We start from the raw sequence: 16,017 nt of genomic DNA, 5'->3' as shown, positions 1-16,017 counted from the left end.
CCAACACCGAGGCCCGGCCGCCTCTGGCGCCTAAAGCCCTTCGAACAGGGCGGTCGACAGGTAGCGCTCGGCGAAGCTCGGGATGATGACGACGATGGTCTTGCCGGCCATCTCGTCGCGGGCCGCCACATGGAAGGCCGCCGTCAGGGCCGCGCCGGACGAAATCCCCACCGGAATGCCTTCTTCCCGGGCCACCCGACGGGCCATGGCGAAGCTGTCGTCATTGGAGACCTGGACCACCTCGTCGATGACGCTGCGGTCGAGGATGGAGGGCACGAAGCCCGCCCCGATGCCCTGGATCTTGTGCGGACCGGGCTGGCCGCCGGACAGGATCGGGGAGGCCTCGGGCTCGACGGCGATCATCTTCACCGACGCCTTGCGGGCCTTCAGCACCTGGCCGACCCCGGTGATGGTGCCGCCGGTGCCGACGCCGGAAATCACCGCATCGACCTTGCCGTCGGTGTCGTTCCAGATCTCCTCGGCGGTGGAGACCCGGTGGACCAGGGGGTTGGCCCCATTGTCGAACTGCTGGGGCATGACGGCGCCCGGCGTCGCCTCGACGATCTCACGGGCACGGGCCACCGCGCCGGCCATGCCGCGCTCGGCTGGCGTGAGCTCAAGCTTGGCGCCCATCAGGGCCAGCATCTTGCGGCGCTCGATGGACATGCTCTCGGGCATGACCAGGGTCAGGGGATAGCCCTTGGCCGCGGCCACGAAGGCCAGCGCAATGCCGGTGTTGCCGCTGGTGGGTTCGACGATGGTGGAGCCGGGCTTGAGGATGCCCTGGGCCTCCAGGGCCTCGATCATGGCCACGCCGATCCGGTCCTTCACCGAGGCGATCGGATTGAAGAATTCCAGCTTGGCCAGCACCTCGCCCTTGGGCTTCAGCGCTGCGGTCAGCCGCGGCAGGCGCACCAGGGGGGTGTCGCCCATGGTGTCGATGATCGAGTCGAATACCCGGCCCCGGCCCGCCCGGCGGAGGCCTTCGGCGTCGTAGGTCTTGTCGGAATTGGCGTCCATGGACCTGCCTTCAAAATTCGCGTGTCGTGCCCTTTGAACGCAAACTTAGGGGTTCAGGCGCCAAATGTAAGCCGGTCATTCGGCGGCGATGGGCCGGGGCTCGGACTCCACCAGGGCGCCGAGCAGGTTTTCCGCCAGCCAGGCCACCACCGGAACCGCTACCCCGTCGCCGGTCACATGCAGGGCGCCATTGGCCGAGGCCGGCAGGGCGTAGGTCTCCGGCAGGCCCATCAGCCGGGCCGATTCCCGCGGCGAGACCAGGCGCGAGCGCAGGCCCCCCTCGTCGGCGATCAGCAGCATCTGGCGCGAGGAGCCGCCGGTGGGCGTGCGCAGGCACCCGGCCAAGCCATCCAGCCGCACCTCGGCCCGCTGCACCCGAACACCATTCTCGGTGCGGATCCGCCGGTAGGCGGCGCCCACCGCCCGGCCCTTGGCGGCCCGCTCGGCCTCGAACCGGCGCCGGTGCAGGGGCGACATCTGGTCCAGCAGCAGCTGCGTCTGGGCAGGCGTTCGCCAGACGACCTCGCCGTCATCCTCCAGCAGGCTGGAAAGCTCGGTGTTGCGCGCGGGCGGCGCGGGCAGGCGCCACCAGACCCAGCGGGCCGCCAGCTCGGCCGGCAGGCGGCCGTGGGCCTCAGTCAGGGCGCGGCTGTGGAAGGCGCTCTCGCCCACCAGGGACGCTGGCGGCGCAGCCCTGGTAGCCACCACGAACACCCGGGGCCGAGACTGGGGCACGAAGCGGGCGGCGTCGATCTCCAGGGCGCCGAAGTGATAGCCCTCGTCCGCCAGGGCCTGGCAGAGCGCCTGAAAATCGGCGCCCCCGTGCGAGGTCAGCAGGCCGACCACATTCTCGATGACGATGGTGCGGGGCGCACGGCCCTGGGCGTTCAGGTCCTGGACCAGCTTCCAGAAGCCGAAGAAGGCCGAGGAGCGTCCGCCGGCCAGACCCGCCCGGGCGCCGGCCAGGCTGAAGTCCTGGCAGGGGGATGAGGCCCAGGCGAGGTCGGCCTGGCCGGGCAGGGCGTCGGCCGACAGCTTCCAGACATCGCCCTCGTGGAAATGGGCCTCGGCGTCGGGGAAGTTGGCCCGGTAGGCGCGGGCCTTGACCGGGTCGAAATCGTTGGCGAAGGCGCATTCCCAGGCCTCGCCCAGGCCAAGCCTGGCCATGCCGCCGCCGGCGAAGAACTCATAGAAGGTGGGGCGGGGATTTCGACTCATGGCCGATGAGTCTAGCCTGTCCCGGCTCAACGGGAAGGACCCATGCCATGCGCGCCATTGTCCCGGGCCGACTTTTCGGCGGCCGCCGCCTGTTGGGGCTGGCTGCGCCCGTCCTCGCGCCCGTCCTCGCCTTGGGGCTGATCGCCTGCCAGCCGCAGGCGCCCGACGGGGCCGAAGCGCCGCCTCCGGCCGACGCGTCGGAGGACATCCCGGCGTCCGCCGCCGCCTTCGCCGGCGAGATCATGGCCGTGGGAACCGAGCCCTTCTGGGGCCTGCGGATCCACGAGACCGAAATCACCCTGGAACAGTTGGGCGAGCCCTCCGCCAAGGGTCCCAATCAAGGCTCTGAGGAGAGCGGGGCGCAGACCATCTGGCGCACCACCACCGCCGGGGGCGACGCGCTCGTGGTGACCCTGTGGGAGGAGGCCTGCTCCGACGGCATGTCGGACCTGGCCTACGCCTATCAGGCGCGGGTCCAGCTGGGGGACAAGACCCTGTCCGGCTGCGCCGGCAAGGCCGACGCCATGCCCCGTGAAGGGGGATGAGGCGCGCGGCGGACCCTTCCCGGTGACCCGGATCAGCCTGAAATTCGACTTCGCCAATGGCGAGCGCCTGGGGCCGGGCAAGGTGGACCTGCTGGAACAGGTGCGCGCGCAGGGCTCCATCGCCGCGGCGGGTCGGGCCATGGGCATGAGCTATCGGCGGGCCTGGCTGTTGATCGACCGGGTCAACCATATGTTCGTCGAGCCCGCCGTGGTGACCCAGATGGGCGGCCGCGGCGGCGGGGCCGCCACCCTCACCCCCTTCGGCGAAACCCTCGTGCGCCATTATCGCGCCCTGCAGGCCAAGACCGCCGCAGCCGCCGCCGAGGACCTGGCGGCGCTCGAGGCCGCGCTTCGCCCGGCGGACGATTGAGGCTCAGCCGGGGTTCAGATCGAGAAGCTCGGCCACCAGGGGGCTGGCGGGGCGGGCCATCACCTGATCCGGCGCGCCGGTCTGAAGCACCCGGCCCTCGTGCAGCACGCTCATCTGGTCGGCCAGGGCGCAGGCCTCGTCCAGGTCGTGGGTGACCAGCAGGATCGGGATTTTCAGGCTCTCCCGCAGGGTGGCGAGATCCTGTTGCAGCCGCCTTCGGGTGCGCCGATCCACGGCGGCGAAGGGCTCGTCCAGCAGCAGGACGTCGGGCGACCGCGCCAGGGCGCGGGCCAGGGCCACCCGCTGCTGCTCGCCGCCGGACAGGTCGGCGGGGCGACGATGGGCCTTGTCGGCCAGCCCCACTTGGGTCAGCAGGGCGAGCGCCCGGGCGGCGCGCGCGGCCCGAGGCTGGGCGGCCAGGCTGGTCTCCACATTGGCCTGGGCGCTCATATGCGGGAACAGGGCATAGGCCTGGAAGACCAGACCCACGCGGCGGGCCTGGGGGGCGAGCCAGGTTCCGGCGGCTGAATCGAACCAGACCATCCCGTCGGATGTGATCTGGCCCGCCTGCGGCCGATAGAGGCCGGCGATGGCCTTGAGCAGAGTGGTCTTGCCGGCCCCCGATGGCCCGACAATGGCGTGGAGTTGGCCGGGCGGGCAGGCGAGGTCCACATCCAGGGGGATCGGTCCTGCCTGGGCCAGCCGCACCCGCAGGCCTGCGCCCAAGGTTTCCGCGATCTCAGCCACGCAGGCGAACCGCTCGGGCGCCGACCCCATAGACCACGGCGATGGCCAGGAAGGCCGAAAGCAGCAGGAAGGCCGACATGATGCCGGCCGCCGCGGTGTCGAAGGCCTGCACCCGGTCATAGATGCTGATGGCGATGGTGCGGGTCTCGCCGGGGATGGCGCCGCCGACCATCAGCACCACGCCGAATTCGCCCAGCGTATGGGTGAAGGTCAGCACCAGGGCGCTGAGCAGGCCCGGCCAGGCGAGCGGCAGCTCCACCTTGCGGAAGGTGGCCAAGGGCGACAGCCCGCCGACCCAGGCGGCGTGGCGCAGGTCCTGGCCGACGCCCTCGAAGGCCCGCTGCAGGGGCTGGATGGCGAAGGGCAGGTTGAACACCACCGAGGCGATCAGCAGGCCCGAAAAGCTGAACACCAGGGTCTGGCCGGTCAGGGCCTGCCAGGCCTGGCCGATCGGGCTGGCGACGCCGAGCGCGATCAGCAGGTAATAGCCGAGCACGGTCGGGGGCAGGACCAGGGGCAGGGTGATGGCGGCTTCGACCCAGCGCTTGCCGCGAAACGCATGGAAGGCCAGCAGGCGCCCCAGGATGACGCCCACGGGCAGCAGGACCAGGGTCGTGGCCCCGGCGAGCTTCAGCGACAGGATGAGCGCGGGCCAGTCCATCAGCTGGACGCCGCCTGCGGCAGGACAAAGCCGTGGCGCGCCAGGATGTCACGGGCCGCGGCGCCTTGCAGGAAGCCGTAGAAGGCCCGGGCCGGGGCGCCGGCGCCCTTCAGCAGCGTCATCTGCTGGTCCAGCGGTTGGTGGAAGGACTCCGGGACGAGGGCGAAGGCGCCTCGCCCTGCGAATTCCGGCGCCAGAGCCAGCGCATAGGCGATCAGTCCGCCCTGGGCCGAGCCGCTGGCGGCGAACTGGGCGGCCTGGGCGGCGTTCTCGCCGAGCACCAGCCGGGGTTGGGCGAGGTCCCAGAGGCCCGCGTGGATCAGGGCCTCGCGGGCGGCGCGGCCATAGGGGGCGTGATCGGGATTGGCCATGGCCAACCGGCTCACGCGGCCATCGGACAGGGCCGCGGCCAGATCGGCCAGATCGGCATCGACCGCCAGGGCCGAGCCGTGAGGCGCGAACAGGACGATCCGCCCGCGGGCATAGGGCTGGCCGTCGCCCTCGGTCAGGCCGCCCTCGGCCAGGCGCCGCACATAGGCCCGGTCGGCGGACATAAAGATCTCGAACGGCGCGCCCTGCTCGATCTGGCGGGTGAAGGCGCCGGACGAGCCGAACACCAGGCGCAGGGGCCCGCCGCCCTGGGCCTGGAACGCCGCAAGAACCTGGGGCAGGGCGAACTGCAGGTCGGCGGCGGCGGCCACCGCCGGACCCCCGCGGTCTGCGGCTGGGGCGCAACTGGCCGCAGCGCTTGCGCCAACGACGGCGGCGAGGCCCCGCAGCAGCTCCGATCGGGTCACGCCTTGGGGCAAGGCCGGGCTCCATCCGCAATATCTGGCCAGATATAGCGCAGGCGCAGGTCCTGTCACGACTCGACAGCGCGCTTGACGCAAGGGCTGTCGCGGGGCGCTAATTGGGAAAACGGCAGGCGATCAAGACCTGCTGACGCCAGGGAGGCGGCGAATTTGGAACGGGCATATGACCTCGTCGTGCGCGGCGGGACCCTGGCCGATGGCACGGGCGCGGCCACCTATGAGGCCGATGTGGCGATCAAGAACGGACGGATCGCCGCCGTCGGCGAGGTCCGGGGCCGCGGCGCCGAGGAGATCGACGCCAAGGGGCTGCTGGTCACCCCGGGCTTTGTCGACATCCACACCCATTATGACGGCCAGGCCACCTGGGACACCCACATGCAGCCCTCGTCCTGGCACGGGGTGACCAGCGTGGTCATGGGCAATTGCGGGGTCGGCTTCGCCCCTTGCCGGCCCGCCGACCACGACCGGCTGATCCGCCTGATGGAAGGGGTGGAGGACATTCCCTTCCCCGTCCTGACCCAGGGCCTGGCCTGGAACTGGGAGAGCTTCCCCGACTATCTGGACGCCCTCGCCAGCCGGGCCTTCGACGTCGATATCGCCGCCCAGCTGCCGCATGCGGCCCTGCGGGTCTTCGTCATGGGCGAGCGCGGGGCCAATCGCGAGCCGGCGACGGCCGCCGATATCGCCGCCATGGCGACCCTGGCGCAGCAGGCGGTGGCCGCCGGCGCGCTCGGCTTCTCCACCTCCCGCACGCTCAATCACCGCACCAGCGACGGCCAGCCGACGCCGACCCTGACGGCGGGCGAGGACGAGCTGACCGGCATCGCCATGGGCTTGGCCCGGGCCGGCGCCGGGGTGTTGCAGGTGGTGTCGGACTTCGCCGATCCGGAGGCCGAGTTCGCCATGCTGCGGCGGATCGTCGAGGCCTCGGGTCGGCCCCTGTCGTTTTCCCTGACTCAAGCCCCCAAGGCGCCCCAGGCCTGGCGCCTGCTGCTGGACGCCCTGACCGAGGCCACCGACGCTGGCCTGCCCATGAAGGCCCAGGTCTGCGGCCGGCCGGTGGGCATCCTGTTCGGTTTCGAGCTGACCCTGAACCCCTTCTCCCATCACCCGACCTATCGGGCCATGGCGGGGCTGCCCTTGCTTGAGCGGGTCGCGCGGCTGCGCGATCCCCTGGTGCGCGAGGCCCTGCTGACTGAAGCGACCACCGCCGAGCAGGGCTTTGCGGCCTCGACGCCGCGCAACTGGGCCAACATGTATCTGATGGGCGAGACCCCGGACTATGAGCCCGGCCCCCGCCAGACCATCGCCGCCCTGGCGCTGGCCCGCGGGGTGAAGCCCGAGGTGGTGGCCCTGGACCACCTGTTGTCGAACGACGGCCGGGGCATGCTCTACCTGCCCTTCCTCAACTATGCCGAGGGTTCGCTGGCCCCCAGCTATGAGATGCTGGGCCATCCCGACGCGGTGCCCGGCCTGTCGGACGGCGGCGCCCATGTGGGCATGATCTGCGACGGGTCGTTTCCCACATCGAACCTCACCCACTGGACCCGGGACCGCAGCCGGGGGCCGCGGTTCGACCTGGAGGCCATGGTGCGGATGCAGACCCGCGACACCGCCCGCGCCGTGGGCCTGTACGATCGCGGCGTCCTCGCACCCGGCTACCGGGCCGACCTCAACCTGATCGACTACCCCAATCTGCGGCTGGAGGCGCCCAAGGTCGCCTATGACCTGCCGGCCGGCGGTCGGCGGCTGATCCAGCGGGCGCACGGCTATGTCGCCACCCTGGTGGCGGGCCAGGTGACCCAGAGGGACGGCGAGCCCACCGGCGCCCTGCCTGGCCGCCTGCTGCGCGGCGCCCAGCCCAGTCCGATGGCGATGGCCGCAGAATAGGGTTTGGGCGGCCGATTTGGTTGAACCTTCCGGCGGTTTCGCCATTTGGGCGAGGGCATGACATCTCCCGACCCCAGCCCCGCACCCGCCCGTTCCAATCCTCGTCCCGGGGGCCTTCAACGGCTGATCTACGCCAGCCGCCAGAACCTGCCCGATGGCGCGCCCCTCGATGAGGTGGTGAGCGACATCATCCGGGCCTCGATCCGCAACAACCGCGAGCAGTCGATCACCGGCCTGCTGCTGGTCCACGGGGGCTGGTTCGTCCAGGCCCTGGAGGGACCCGCCGCCGCCGTGCAGGAACGTTTCGAGCGCATCGCCGGCGACCCGCGCCACGCCGATCCCAAGGTGCTGGAGATCGAGCCGGCCAGCGGGCGGGCCTTCGGCGACTGGAACATGTGCGCCCGCACCCTGTCGGACGCCGATGAGGCCCTGCTGGACGAGCTTGAACAGCGGCAGGCCTTTTCCCCCGACCGCCTGGACGCCCGCTCCGCCCTGCGCCTGCTGAAGGCGGTGCGCGATATCCAGGGCCGCGCCGGATTCGGCTGAGGATCAACTCAGTTTTTCCTTCAACCGCGCCGCCGATACAGCCCATAAGGCGGCCCATGACCGCTTCGCTCGCCGAGGCGCGGGAGGTCCTGCGCCGCACCTTCGGACACACAGATTTCCGGGGCCTTCAGGGCGAGGTGATCACTGAGGCCCTGGCCGGGCGCAGCGCCCTGGCCGTCCTGCCCACCGGCGGCGGCAAGAGCCTCTGCTACCAGATCCCCAGCATGCTGCGGCCAGGCCTCGGCCTCGTGGTCTCGCCGCTGATCGCGCTGATGACCGACCAGGTCGCCGCCCTGCAGCAGTCGGGCGTGGCGGCCGCCCGCCTGGATTCGGCCATCGAGCCGGAGGAGCGGGCGCAGACCTGGCGGCGGGTCGAGGCCGGCGAGCTCGACCTGCTCTATGTGTCGCCCGAGGGGCTGATGGCGCCGCATATGATGGAGCGGCTGCGGCGCACGCCGCTGGCCCTCATCGCCATCGACGAGGCCCACTGCGTCAGCCAGTGGGGCCACGACTTCCGCCCCGACTACCGCACGCTCGGCCGCCTCGCCGACCTCTTCCCCGACGTGCCGCGCCTGGCGGTGACCGCCACCGCCGATGCCCGGACCCGGGACGACATCCGCGCCGAACTGCGCCTGGAAGACGCGCTTGAGTTCGTCGCCAGCTTCGCCCGGCCCGAGCTCGCCCTGTTCGCCGAGCGCAAGTCCGGCCCCGCCCAGAAGCGGGTGCTGGAGCTGGTGGCCGAGCGGCGGGGCAGGTCAGGCGTGGTCTATGCCGGCTCCCGCGACGGGACCGAGCGGATCGCCGAGGCCCTGCGCCAGGCCGGCGTCGACGCCCAGGCCTATCATGCGGGCCTGGACAAGCATGTGCGCGCCAACCGGCTGGAGGCCTTTCTCGAGGCCGAGGATGCGGTGATGGTGGCGACCATCGCCTTTGGCATGGGGGTGGACAAGCCCGACGTCCGCTTCGTCATCCACGCCGATCCGCCGGGCTCCATCGAGGCCTATTGGCAGGAGATCGGCCGGGCCGGCCGCGACGGCGACCCGGCCGAGGGCATCACCCTCTATGGCGCCTCGGACCTCGCCTGGGCCCTGCGGCGCATCGACAGCCGCGAGATGGACGACAGCGTCAAGCAGGTGCAGGTGCGAAAAGTTCGCCAGCTCTACGCCATGCTGGAGGGCGCCGGCTGCCGGGCCGCCGCCGTCCGCCGCTATTTCGGCGAGGAGGGCGTGGAGCCCTGCGGCCAGTGCGACGTCTGCCTAAGCCCGCCGGAGACCCAGGACGCGACCCAGGCCGCCCAGAAGGCGCTCTCGGCGGTCCACCGGATGGGCGGCCGGTTCGGCCGGGGCCGGCTGGTCGACCACCTGCTGGGCAAGACCAAGGACCCGTCCGACTTCGAGGCCGGCCTCTCCACCTTCGGGGTCGGCCAGGAGCTGGCCGCGCCGGGCTGGCGGGACCTGATCGACCAGCTGCTGTTCGAGGGCCTGCTGCGGGAGGACCCCAACGACAACCGCCCGCTGATCGCGCTGGGCGAGGCCGAGGGCGTGCGCGCCGTCTATCGGGGCGAGCGGCAGGTGCGGATGCGCAAGGTCGCCCCCGGCGCCGAGCGCAAGACCGCGGGCCGTCGCCGTGGCGGCGCGAGCGACCTGGCCCTGCCGCCGGCCGACCAGGGCCTGTTCGAAGCCCTGCGCGCCTGGCGCCGCGAGGAAGCCGCCCGCCAGCACGTGCCCCCCTATGTCATCTTCCACGACCGCACCCTGGCCGAGATCGCCCAGGCCAGACCCGCCGCCCAGCGGGCGCTCGGCGCCATCTCCGGCGTCGGCGAAGGCAAACTCGCCCGCTACGGCGAGGCGGTGCTCGCGGTGGTGCGAGGGTTTGAGGGGTGAGGTGGAAAAGCAGACATCGATAAGATCAGCGAAGGGTGGGGAGGGATACTGGCGCTGACGTAGAAAGCGGACGCTTAAGCGCCAAGAAAGGCACCACCGAAGGGTGGTGAGCAGTCCTGATGAGATTGGCCGATGGCCGTCATCGTCCGCTCGAACTGATCGATGTGCAACCTGCTGATCTCGGTTGCGCCCAGGCCCACAGCGGCTCGCAGCTCGTTTATGATGTCGATGGAAATCACCATCAGCCGTTGAGCCATATCCAAGTTGATCTTCGCGTCGGTATACGCATCTTCAACTCGCATACGCGCTGATTGATGGGCATAGACAGTGTTCCTCAGTCTTTCGATTTTGTCGGCGAGCGGCTTGGCTTCATTGAACAGCGCTGTCAGCCGGGCTGCACCTTCGCGGGTCAGCTTTTCCGAGCACTCCCGCATAAGCCTAGGGATGCCGTTGACCTTAGGCCCTTGCGCGTAGGCCGCCGCTGTCCTCACATAGAATGAATAGCGGTGAGCCAAGCTGTTAGCCGCCCAAAGATCCATCATTGTTTCGCGATAGACCTCTGTGATGTCCCACGCACTCTTATGGATGTGGAGGGACCAGAGATCGTGATGGATGGCGGCCATGATGACGTTGCGCGTCATCATCTCTATCCGTTCCTCAAGATCGATCATTCACACAACCTAGCCCGAACCGGATGACGGCAAGACCTTCTAGTTCAGGGTGGGAAGCGGACTCAGACCGCCCGACGTTTCTTCATCAATGTCGCCGCCACCACTAGTAGGTCGAGCGCGAGAACCGCAGGCGCCCCAAATGCAGTCGGCAACCCAAGGGGCGAGTATAGCAGGGTGATGTAACCCGCCATTTGGCGCGGGTCGTTGCCGTCGATGCCATACATTTGCATCCCGCTGATGCTCACAACCGCCAAGCCGACCAGCACAAGAACGAACCACATTCCGTAGGCGGCAAACTGCGCCGAATGCCCCAGTCTTGGCCTGAACAGATGGGTGAAACCCAGACGCACACCGAGCGCACAGGCGAAAGCCCAACCGAACCAAACGACGTTGAAGGCTGCACCATCCATGGGTCCAGATTACCGACATTCCCAAAGATCGCTACGGGTCGGGAGCGGAAGCTGCCTTCTTGGCCGAGTTTGGACACTGCCGGGCCACCCAGCGACCAAGGGCCGTCCGCGGCAGCCAAGGGCCTCACGCCGGATCCGGATACATCACGTGCGGTTCGGGCAGGGGCTCCAGGGCCAGGGCTTCCACAATCCGTCGCGCCGCCGCCTCTGGGCTCAGGGCCTCGGTGTCGATGACCAGGTCGGCGGGGATGGGCGGGTAGGCCGCGCCGCCGCCGTCGCGGAACTTCTGGAGGACCTCGCGGGAATGGATCTTCTTTGAGGCCTTGCGGTCGGGGTTTTCGACCCGGCGCATCTGTTCCTCGGGCGAGACGGCGAGTTCGACGAAGACGACCTCGCCGCCATGGGCTTCGACCGCGGCGCGGGTCTCGGCGATGAAGCTCTCGGGCACGGTGCGTTCCGGGGCGAAGGTGAAGATCAGCGGGCGGTCCTGGCGGGCGGCCTCTTCGAACATCGAGAGCCAGTAGAGGCTGCGAAGCCGGATGGCGGGCGCGCTGCCGAACGGGAAGACCGCGGTCACGGCGTCCAGCGCCAGATGGTTGGGGAACAGGGGATAGTTGGTCAGGGCCGCCAGGGCCTTGGCCACCGTCAGCTTGCCGCAGGCCGCCGGCCCATAGAGAAAGATCAGCTTCATGACGCCCTCCGTTCTGGCGCGGCCGAGTCTATGCGCCCACCCCATACGCCGTCGCCCTCGGACTTGATCCGAGGGCCATGCGCACGGCCAGATGAAGGTGTTCATGGATGGCCCGGTCAAGCCGGGCCAGGACGGGTTGAAGCGCAGGGGCCATTTTAGAGAAACCACGAAGACCACGAAGATCACTAAGGGAGGTGCGGCGCCTTTGTGTCCTTCGTGATCGTCGTGGTGAAATTCCTGGACTTGATCCGAGGGCCCATGCGCACGGCCGGACGACGGCGTTCATGGATGGTCCGGTCAAGCCGGGCCAGGCCGGGGCGGAGGCGTGCGCGCCTGGAGCGCCCACCCCCAACTAAAAACGGCCCGAACCTGCGAGAGGCTCGGGCCGTCGTTTCAGACTACGCGATCAATCAGAAGCGGTAGGCGGCGGTGAACCGCACCGAGTGGATGTTGAACTCGTCGCTGGTGCGCCGGAAGTCCGTGCCCGAGCCATTCACCGAGGTGAAGGGGCCGCCGGCCGGGCCGCCGCTGGCGCGGATGGCGTAGTTGTCGTCATCCAGGCGGGTGTAGAGATATTCCAGGCCAAGGCTCACATCGTTGGTGATCTTGTGCTCGACGCCGCCGCCCAGTTGCCAGCCATGAGCCTTGTCGTCGTCTTCCGAGACGTCGGTGAAGGTGTTGGCGGCGTTGGTGGTGGAGAAGCTGTGCTGGATGTCGCCCATGGCGTAGCCGCCGGTGACATAGGGCAGGGTGTTCCCGACCGCATAACCGACGCGGGCGCGGGCGGCGAGCAGGCCGTCGAGCTCACGGGCCATGGTGTAGGAGGCGGGCGTGCCGGAGAAGGCGGTGACGCTGTCCTTCACATCGGTGCGGACGGCTTCGCCCAGGACGCCGACGACGATATTGCCGAACTGCCAGTCATAGCCGGCGCGGACGCCGAATTCCGGACCGCCCTCATCGCCGCCACAGGCGCTGGCGCGGGTCGGGTTGTAGGTGCGGCCGTCGCAGAAGCCGGCCGCGAAGGCGTCGGCGCCGGTTCCGGTGCGGACGGTGTCGCCAAAGGTCCCGTCAAGATTGGTGTCGAAGACGATGGACTCGTCGTCGTTCTCGGCCTGCCAGCCGTAACCGGCGACGCCGCCGATATAGGCGCCGCTCCAGTCGCCGACGGTCTGGGCCTGGGCGGCGGAGGCCGCGGTCAGGGCGCCAATGGCGGCGGCGGCGCAAAGCATAGTCTTCATACTGTTAATCCTTGTCGTACTGCGAGAGCCCCCTCAGGCCTCGGATAGCAGCAACGCGGTCGCGACCCCGGCGGATGCGCCCCAACCCCGGTCAAGCTTCCGATGGCGGACGATGTGTGGCTCTTGGGTGACAGGGGTGTGTGCGGCCAGAGCGCAGGCGCCGGCCCGTCGCCAAACCTTGGCTTGACCGCTCCGAGCGCCTTGGCCTCTGCTCGCAGCAGACAAAAAAGGGAGGGGACCATGAAGCCCTGGATCAGCCTGATCGCCGCGGCCTGCGGCCTGTTCGCCACCACCGCCTTCGCCGCGCCCGCCACCCTCCGCGTGGAGTCCGGAACCCTGACCGGCGAGGCCACCGACCGGGCGCGCATCTTCCGCAACATCCCCTATGCCGCGCCGCCGGTGGGGGCCCTGCGCTGGGCGCCGCCCCAGCCGGCCCTGCCCTGGACAGGCGCGCGGTCGGCGGTGGAGGCCGGTCCCTCCTGTCCCCAGCCCATGCGCGAGGACGGCGCCCCCAACGCCGGCGGCGCCAACGGGCCGATGAGCGAGGATTGCCTGCAGCTCAATGTCTTCGCCCCCCTTGCGCAGCCGGGCGCGAAGCCGGCCCCGGTGATGGTCTGGATCCACGGCGGCTCGCACCGCACCGGCGCCGGCTGGGTCTATGACGGCCAGAACTTCGCCCGCGACGGGGTGGTGCTGGTGTCGATCAATTATCGCCTGGGTCCGCTGGGCTATTTCGCCCATCCGGCCTTGACCAAGGCGGCCGGTGCCAAGGGGCCGCTCGGCTCCTATGGGCTGATGGATCAGGTGGCGGCGCTGAAATGGGTTCAGCGCAATATCGCCGTCTTCGGCGGCGATCCGAACAATGTGACGGTGTTCGGGGAATCGGCCGGGGGCATGAGCACGCTCGCCCTGCTGGCCACGCCCGACGCCAAGGGGCTGTTCCACAAGGCCATCGTCCAGTCGGGCGGCGGCTGGTTTCCGCCCGACAGCCTGAAAGACCAGGAACAGGCCGGGGTCGCCGCCGCCGAGAAGCTCCGCCTGCCGGCCAAGGCCACGGTCGCCCAGCTGCGCGCCGTGCCCGTCGACACGCTGATCGAGACGGTGGACGGCGAGTTCGGCCCCTTTTCCGACGGCCGGCTCCTGCCGCGCACCGCCAGCCAGGCCTTCGCCGCGGGCGCCGAGATCGACGTGCCGATGATCGTCGGCTGGAACAATGGGGAGGACAGCCTGCTGGGCGGTCCCGGCGGCGGGGCGCGGTTCGCCGCCAGCCTGCCGCCCATGGCCAAGGCCTTCTATGAAGACGCCGCCGCCGAAGGCGACGAGGCCCTGGGCCGGGCGGTCTTCACCGACCGGGTGTTCGGCGCGCCGGCCCGCTGGATCGCCGGCCAGGCCGCCGACGGGGCGCCGACCTTCCTCTACCACTTCTCCTATGTGGGCGACCGCTACCGACAGGTGCTGGACCGCGCCCACCATGCGGCCGAGATCCAGTACGTCTTCGAATACTGGGGCCGGCGGACCCCCGACAGCGTGGTCAGCGACGAGGACCGGGCCATGGCGAGCCTGATGCACGGCTGCTGGGTGAGCTTCGCCCGCTCGGGCGCGCCGGCCTGCGAGGACCAGGCCTGGCCGGCCTATGATCCGGTCTCCGACCAGCTCCTGGAGTTCGGCGCGGACACCGGCCTGCGCCAGGGCTTCGGCCGCCGCCAACTGGACGCCGTCGAACAGTTCGCCCTGCCGACCCTGGCCCTGCCGGCGCCTTAGGCGATCTCCACTCTGCGCGCCGCAGGCGCTTTAAAAGAGGGTGACACGAAGGACACAAAGGAGGCGCGAAGGACACAAAGACCCGGCCGCCGACCCCTTCGTGTCCTTGGCTGTCTTCGTGTTCTTTGTGTCCCCTCTTTAGACTCCAGGGTCTCCGAACGAATCACCGGCCAAGGCGTTGAGGAGACTCAAGAAAACGCCGGAGAACGACCCCATGGCCGCCCGTCCCACCTGGCAGGGTTATCTGCGCCTGTCCCTCGTGAGCTGCCCGGTGGCGCTCTATACGGCCACCAGCCGGTCGGGCGATGTCAGCTTCAACATGCTGCACAAGGACACCCACAACCGCATCCGCATGATCCCCACCGACCCCGACAGCGGGCCGGTGGACCGGGCCGATATCGTCAAGGGCTATGAGATCGAGAAGGGGCGCTATGTCGTCCTGACCCAGGACGAGATCAACAACGTCAAGCTGGAGACCACCCGCAGCCTGGATATCGAGCGGTTCGTCGACGAGACCGATATCGACCGGCTCTACTGGAACGCCCCCTACTTCCTGGTGCCCGACGGGGACATGGCGGTGGAGGCCTATACGGTGATCCGCTCGGCCATGGAGGCCTCGGGCAAGGTGGCGCTGGGGCGGCTGGCCATGCACCAGCGCGAGCGGGTCATGGCGCTCGAACCCCGCGGCCTGGGCATCCTCGCCTACACCCTGCGCTCGGCCGACGAGGTGCGCAGCGCCGACGACGCCTTCGAGGACATTCCCGACGTCAAGCCGGACAAGAAGATGGTCGAGATCGCCACCAAGATCATCGAGCAGCAGGAGGGCGACTTCGACCCGGCCATGTTCGCCGACCGCTATGAAGAGGCCCTACGCGCCCTGATCGCCGAAAAGGAGGAGGGCCACACCATCGAGGCCCCCGAGGCGCCCAAGGACCTGGAGGTCAGCGACCTGATGGAGCAGCTCAAGCGAAGCCTGGGCGACACCGGCGGCGCCCGGCGCAAGCCCGCCAGCCGCGCCGGCGCCAAGGCGGGGCGCGGCCCGGCCAAATCAACCCGGAAGAAGAGCGCCTAAGACGCTCAGTCCTTGGCGCGTTCCACATAGGTGCCGTCCTCGGTGAGGACGACGATGCGGGTGCCGACGGTAATGTAGGGCGGGATCATCACCCGCAGGCCTGCATCGGTCATGGCCGGCTTGTAGGAGGACGAGGCCGTCTGGCCCTTCATGGCCGGCTCGGTCTCGGTGATCTCGACGGTCACCCGCGAGGGCAGGGAGATGGCGATGGGCACGCCCTCATGGGTCGACAGTTGCACGGCCATGCCGTCCTGCAGATAGACCTTGGCGTCGCCGATCACGTCTTCCGGGGCGACCAGCTGGTCGAAGTTTTCCGGGTTCATGAAGTGATAGCCCTCACCGTCCTGGTACAGGAAGGTGTGCTCCCGCTCCTCGACGAAGGCCCGCTCCACCTGCTCGGTGGTGCGGTAGCGTTCCGACACCTTCACCCCGTCGGAGATGCGGCGCATGTTCAGCTGGGTCACGGGCGTGCCCTTGCCGGG

At 69.6% G+C, this 16,017-nt stretch carries 17 protein-coding genes; 7 read left to right on the top strand and 10 right to left on the bottom strand.

The window, feature by feature from the left end; genetic code table 11:
• Nucleotides 1-30: 30 nt before the first annotated feature.
• A complete protein-coding gene (cysK, locus tag Q8L83_RS02375) occupies nt 31-1,020 on the bottom strand; it encodes a cysteine synthase A (RefSeq protein WP_305284547.1) in 990 nt (329 codons plus the stop codon).
• Nucleotides 1,021-1,095: 75 nt separating this feature from the next.
• The gene (locus Q8L83_RS02370) at nt 1,096-2,238 is read right to left on the bottom strand and encodes a DNA cytosine methyltransferase (RefSeq protein WP_305284546.1); all 1,143 of its coding nucleotides are present in this window, start codon (nt 2,236-2,238) and stop codon (nt 1,096-1,098) included.
• A gap of 47 nt (nt 2,239-2,285) precedes the next feature.
• On the opposite strand from Q8L83_RS02370, the gene Q8L83_RS02365 reads away from it, so the two are divergent.
• Together Q8L83_RS02365 and Q8L83_RS02360 are read left to right on the top strand one after the other, a co-directional pair.
• Entirely contained in the window at nt 2,286-2,783 is a 498-nt protein-coding gene (locus tag Q8L83_RS02365; protein ID WP_305284545.1) for a hypothetical protein, read from the top strand.
• Between the two features lie 22 nt (nt 2,784-2,805).
• On the top strand, nt 2,806-3,153 hold the full coding sequence (locus tag Q8L83_RS02360) for a winged helix-turn-helix domain-containing protein (RefSeq protein ID WP_305284544.1): 348 nt from the start codon (nt 2,806-2,808) through the stop codon (nt 3,151-3,153).
• Between the two features lie 3 nt (nt 3,154-3,156).
• On the opposite strand, the gene Q8L83_RS02355 is transcribed toward Q8L83_RS02360, so the two are convergent.
• The 3 genes from Q8L83_RS02355 to modA are packed head-to-tail and all read right to left on the bottom strand — an operon-like array spanning nt 3,157 to nt 5,370.
• A complete protein-coding gene (locus Q8L83_RS02355) occupies nt 3,157-3,900 on the bottom strand; it encodes an ABC transporter ATP-binding protein (protein WP_305284543.1) in 744 nt (247 codons plus the stop codon).
• Complete coding sequence (gene modB / locus Q8L83_RS02350) at nt 3,893-4,561, bottom strand: molybdate ABC transporter permease subunit (RefSeq protein ID WP_305284542.1); 669 nt, start codon at nt 4,559-4,561, stop codon at nt 3,893-3,895. The genes Q8L83_RS02355 and modB overlap by 8 nt, the downstream gene beginning before the upstream one ends.
• Nucleotides 4,561-5,370 carry a molybdate ABC transporter substrate-binding protein gene (modA, locus tag Q8L83_RS02345; protein WP_305284541.1) on the bottom strand — a complete coding sequence of 270 codons (810 nt, stop codon included), beginning with the start codon at nt 5,368-5,370 and terminating at the stop codon, nt 4,561-4,563. Before modA ends, modB begins: the two co-directional genes overlap by 1 nt.
• A gap of 153 nt (nt 5,371-5,523) precedes the next feature.
• Between modA and Q8L83_RS02340 the strand changes: the two genes are divergently transcribed.
• Genes Q8L83_RS02340 through recQ form a run of 3 tightly spaced genes read left to right on the top strand, consistent with a single transcriptional unit; the run spans nt 5,524 to nt 9,692 of the window.
• The gene (locus Q8L83_RS02340; protein WP_305284540.1) at nt 5,524-7,263 is read left to right on the top strand and encodes an amidohydrolase family protein; all 1,740 of its coding nucleotides are present in this window, start codon (nt 5,524-5,526) and stop codon (nt 7,261-7,263) included.
• Between the two features lie 57 nt (nt 7,264-7,320).
• Complete coding sequence (locus Q8L83_RS02335; protein ID WP_305284539.1) at nt 7,321-7,809, top strand: BLUF domain-containing protein; 489 nt, start codon at nt 7,321-7,323, stop codon at nt 7,807-7,809.
• Nucleotides 7,810-7,865: 56 nt separating this feature from the next.
• A complete protein-coding gene (recQ, locus tag Q8L83_RS02330) occupies nt 7,866-9,692 on the top strand; it encodes a DNA helicase RecQ (RefSeq protein WP_305284538.1) in 1,827 nt (608 codons plus the stop codon).
• Between the two features lie 74 nt (nt 9,693-9,766).
• Here recQ and Q8L83_RS02325 read toward each other — a convergent pair whose 3' ends face one another.
• The 4 genes from Q8L83_RS02325 to Q8L83_RS02310 all read right to left on the bottom strand — a co-directional run bounded on the left by Q8L83_RS02325 (nt 9,767) and on the right by Q8L83_RS02310 (nt 12,702).
• Entirely contained in the window at nt 9,767-10,363 is a 597-nt protein-coding gene (locus Q8L83_RS02325; RefSeq protein ID WP_305284537.1) for a hypothetical protein, read from the bottom strand.
• 62 nt (nt 10,364-10,425) lie between these two features.
• Nucleotides 10,426-10,773, bottom strand: coding sequence for a hypothetical protein (locus Q8L83_RS02320; protein ID WP_305284536.1), 348 nt, complete (start codon nt 10,771-10,773; stop codon nt 10,426-10,428).
• A 124-nt stretch (nt 10,774-10,897) separates the two neighbouring features.
• Nucleotides 10,898-11,464 (bottom strand): shikimate kinase, encoded by a 567-nt coding sequence (locus tag Q8L83_RS02315; RefSeq protein WP_305284535.1) that lies wholly within the window; start codon nt 11,462-11,464, stop codon nt 10,898-10,900.
• Between the two features lie 410 nt (nt 11,465-11,874).
• Nucleotides 11,875-12,702 carry an outer membrane protein gene (locus Q8L83_RS02310; RefSeq protein WP_305284534.1) on the bottom strand — a complete coding sequence of 276 codons (828 nt, stop codon included), beginning with the start codon at nt 12,700-12,702 and terminating at the stop codon, nt 11,875-11,877.
• Between the two features lie 240 nt (nt 12,703-12,942).
• Here Q8L83_RS02310 and Q8L83_RS02305 point away from each other — a divergent pair, with 240 nt between their 5' ends.
• Both Q8L83_RS02305 and Q8L83_RS02300 read left to right on the top strand, forming a co-directional pair.
• Nucleotides 12,943-14,463, top strand: coding sequence for a carboxylesterase/lipase family protein (locus tag Q8L83_RS02305; RefSeq protein WP_305284533.1), 1,521 nt, complete (start codon nt 12,943-12,945; stop codon nt 14,461-14,463).
• A gap of 214 nt (nt 14,464-14,677) precedes the next feature.
• Nucleotides 14,678-15,535, top strand: coding sequence for a Ku protein (locus tag Q8L83_RS02300; protein ID WP_305284532.1), 858 nt, complete (start codon nt 14,678-14,680; stop codon nt 15,533-15,535).
• Between the two features lie 5 nt (nt 15,536-15,540).
• Here the strand turns inward: Q8L83_RS02300 and Q8L83_RS02295 are convergent.
• Nucleotides 15,541-16,017: elongation factor P (locus Q8L83_RS02295; protein ID WP_305284531.1), on the bottom strand; the 477-nt coding region annotated here is incomplete at its 5' end.

Origin of the sequence: Phenylobacterium sp., assembly GCF_030680185.1 — a bacterium.
Classification (GTDB): Bacteria; Pseudomonadota; Alphaproteobacteria; order Caulobacterales; family Caulobacteraceae; genus Phenylobacterium.
Note: the sequence above shows the minus strand (reverse complement) of the source record. Positions and strands in the feature narration are given on the sequence as shown.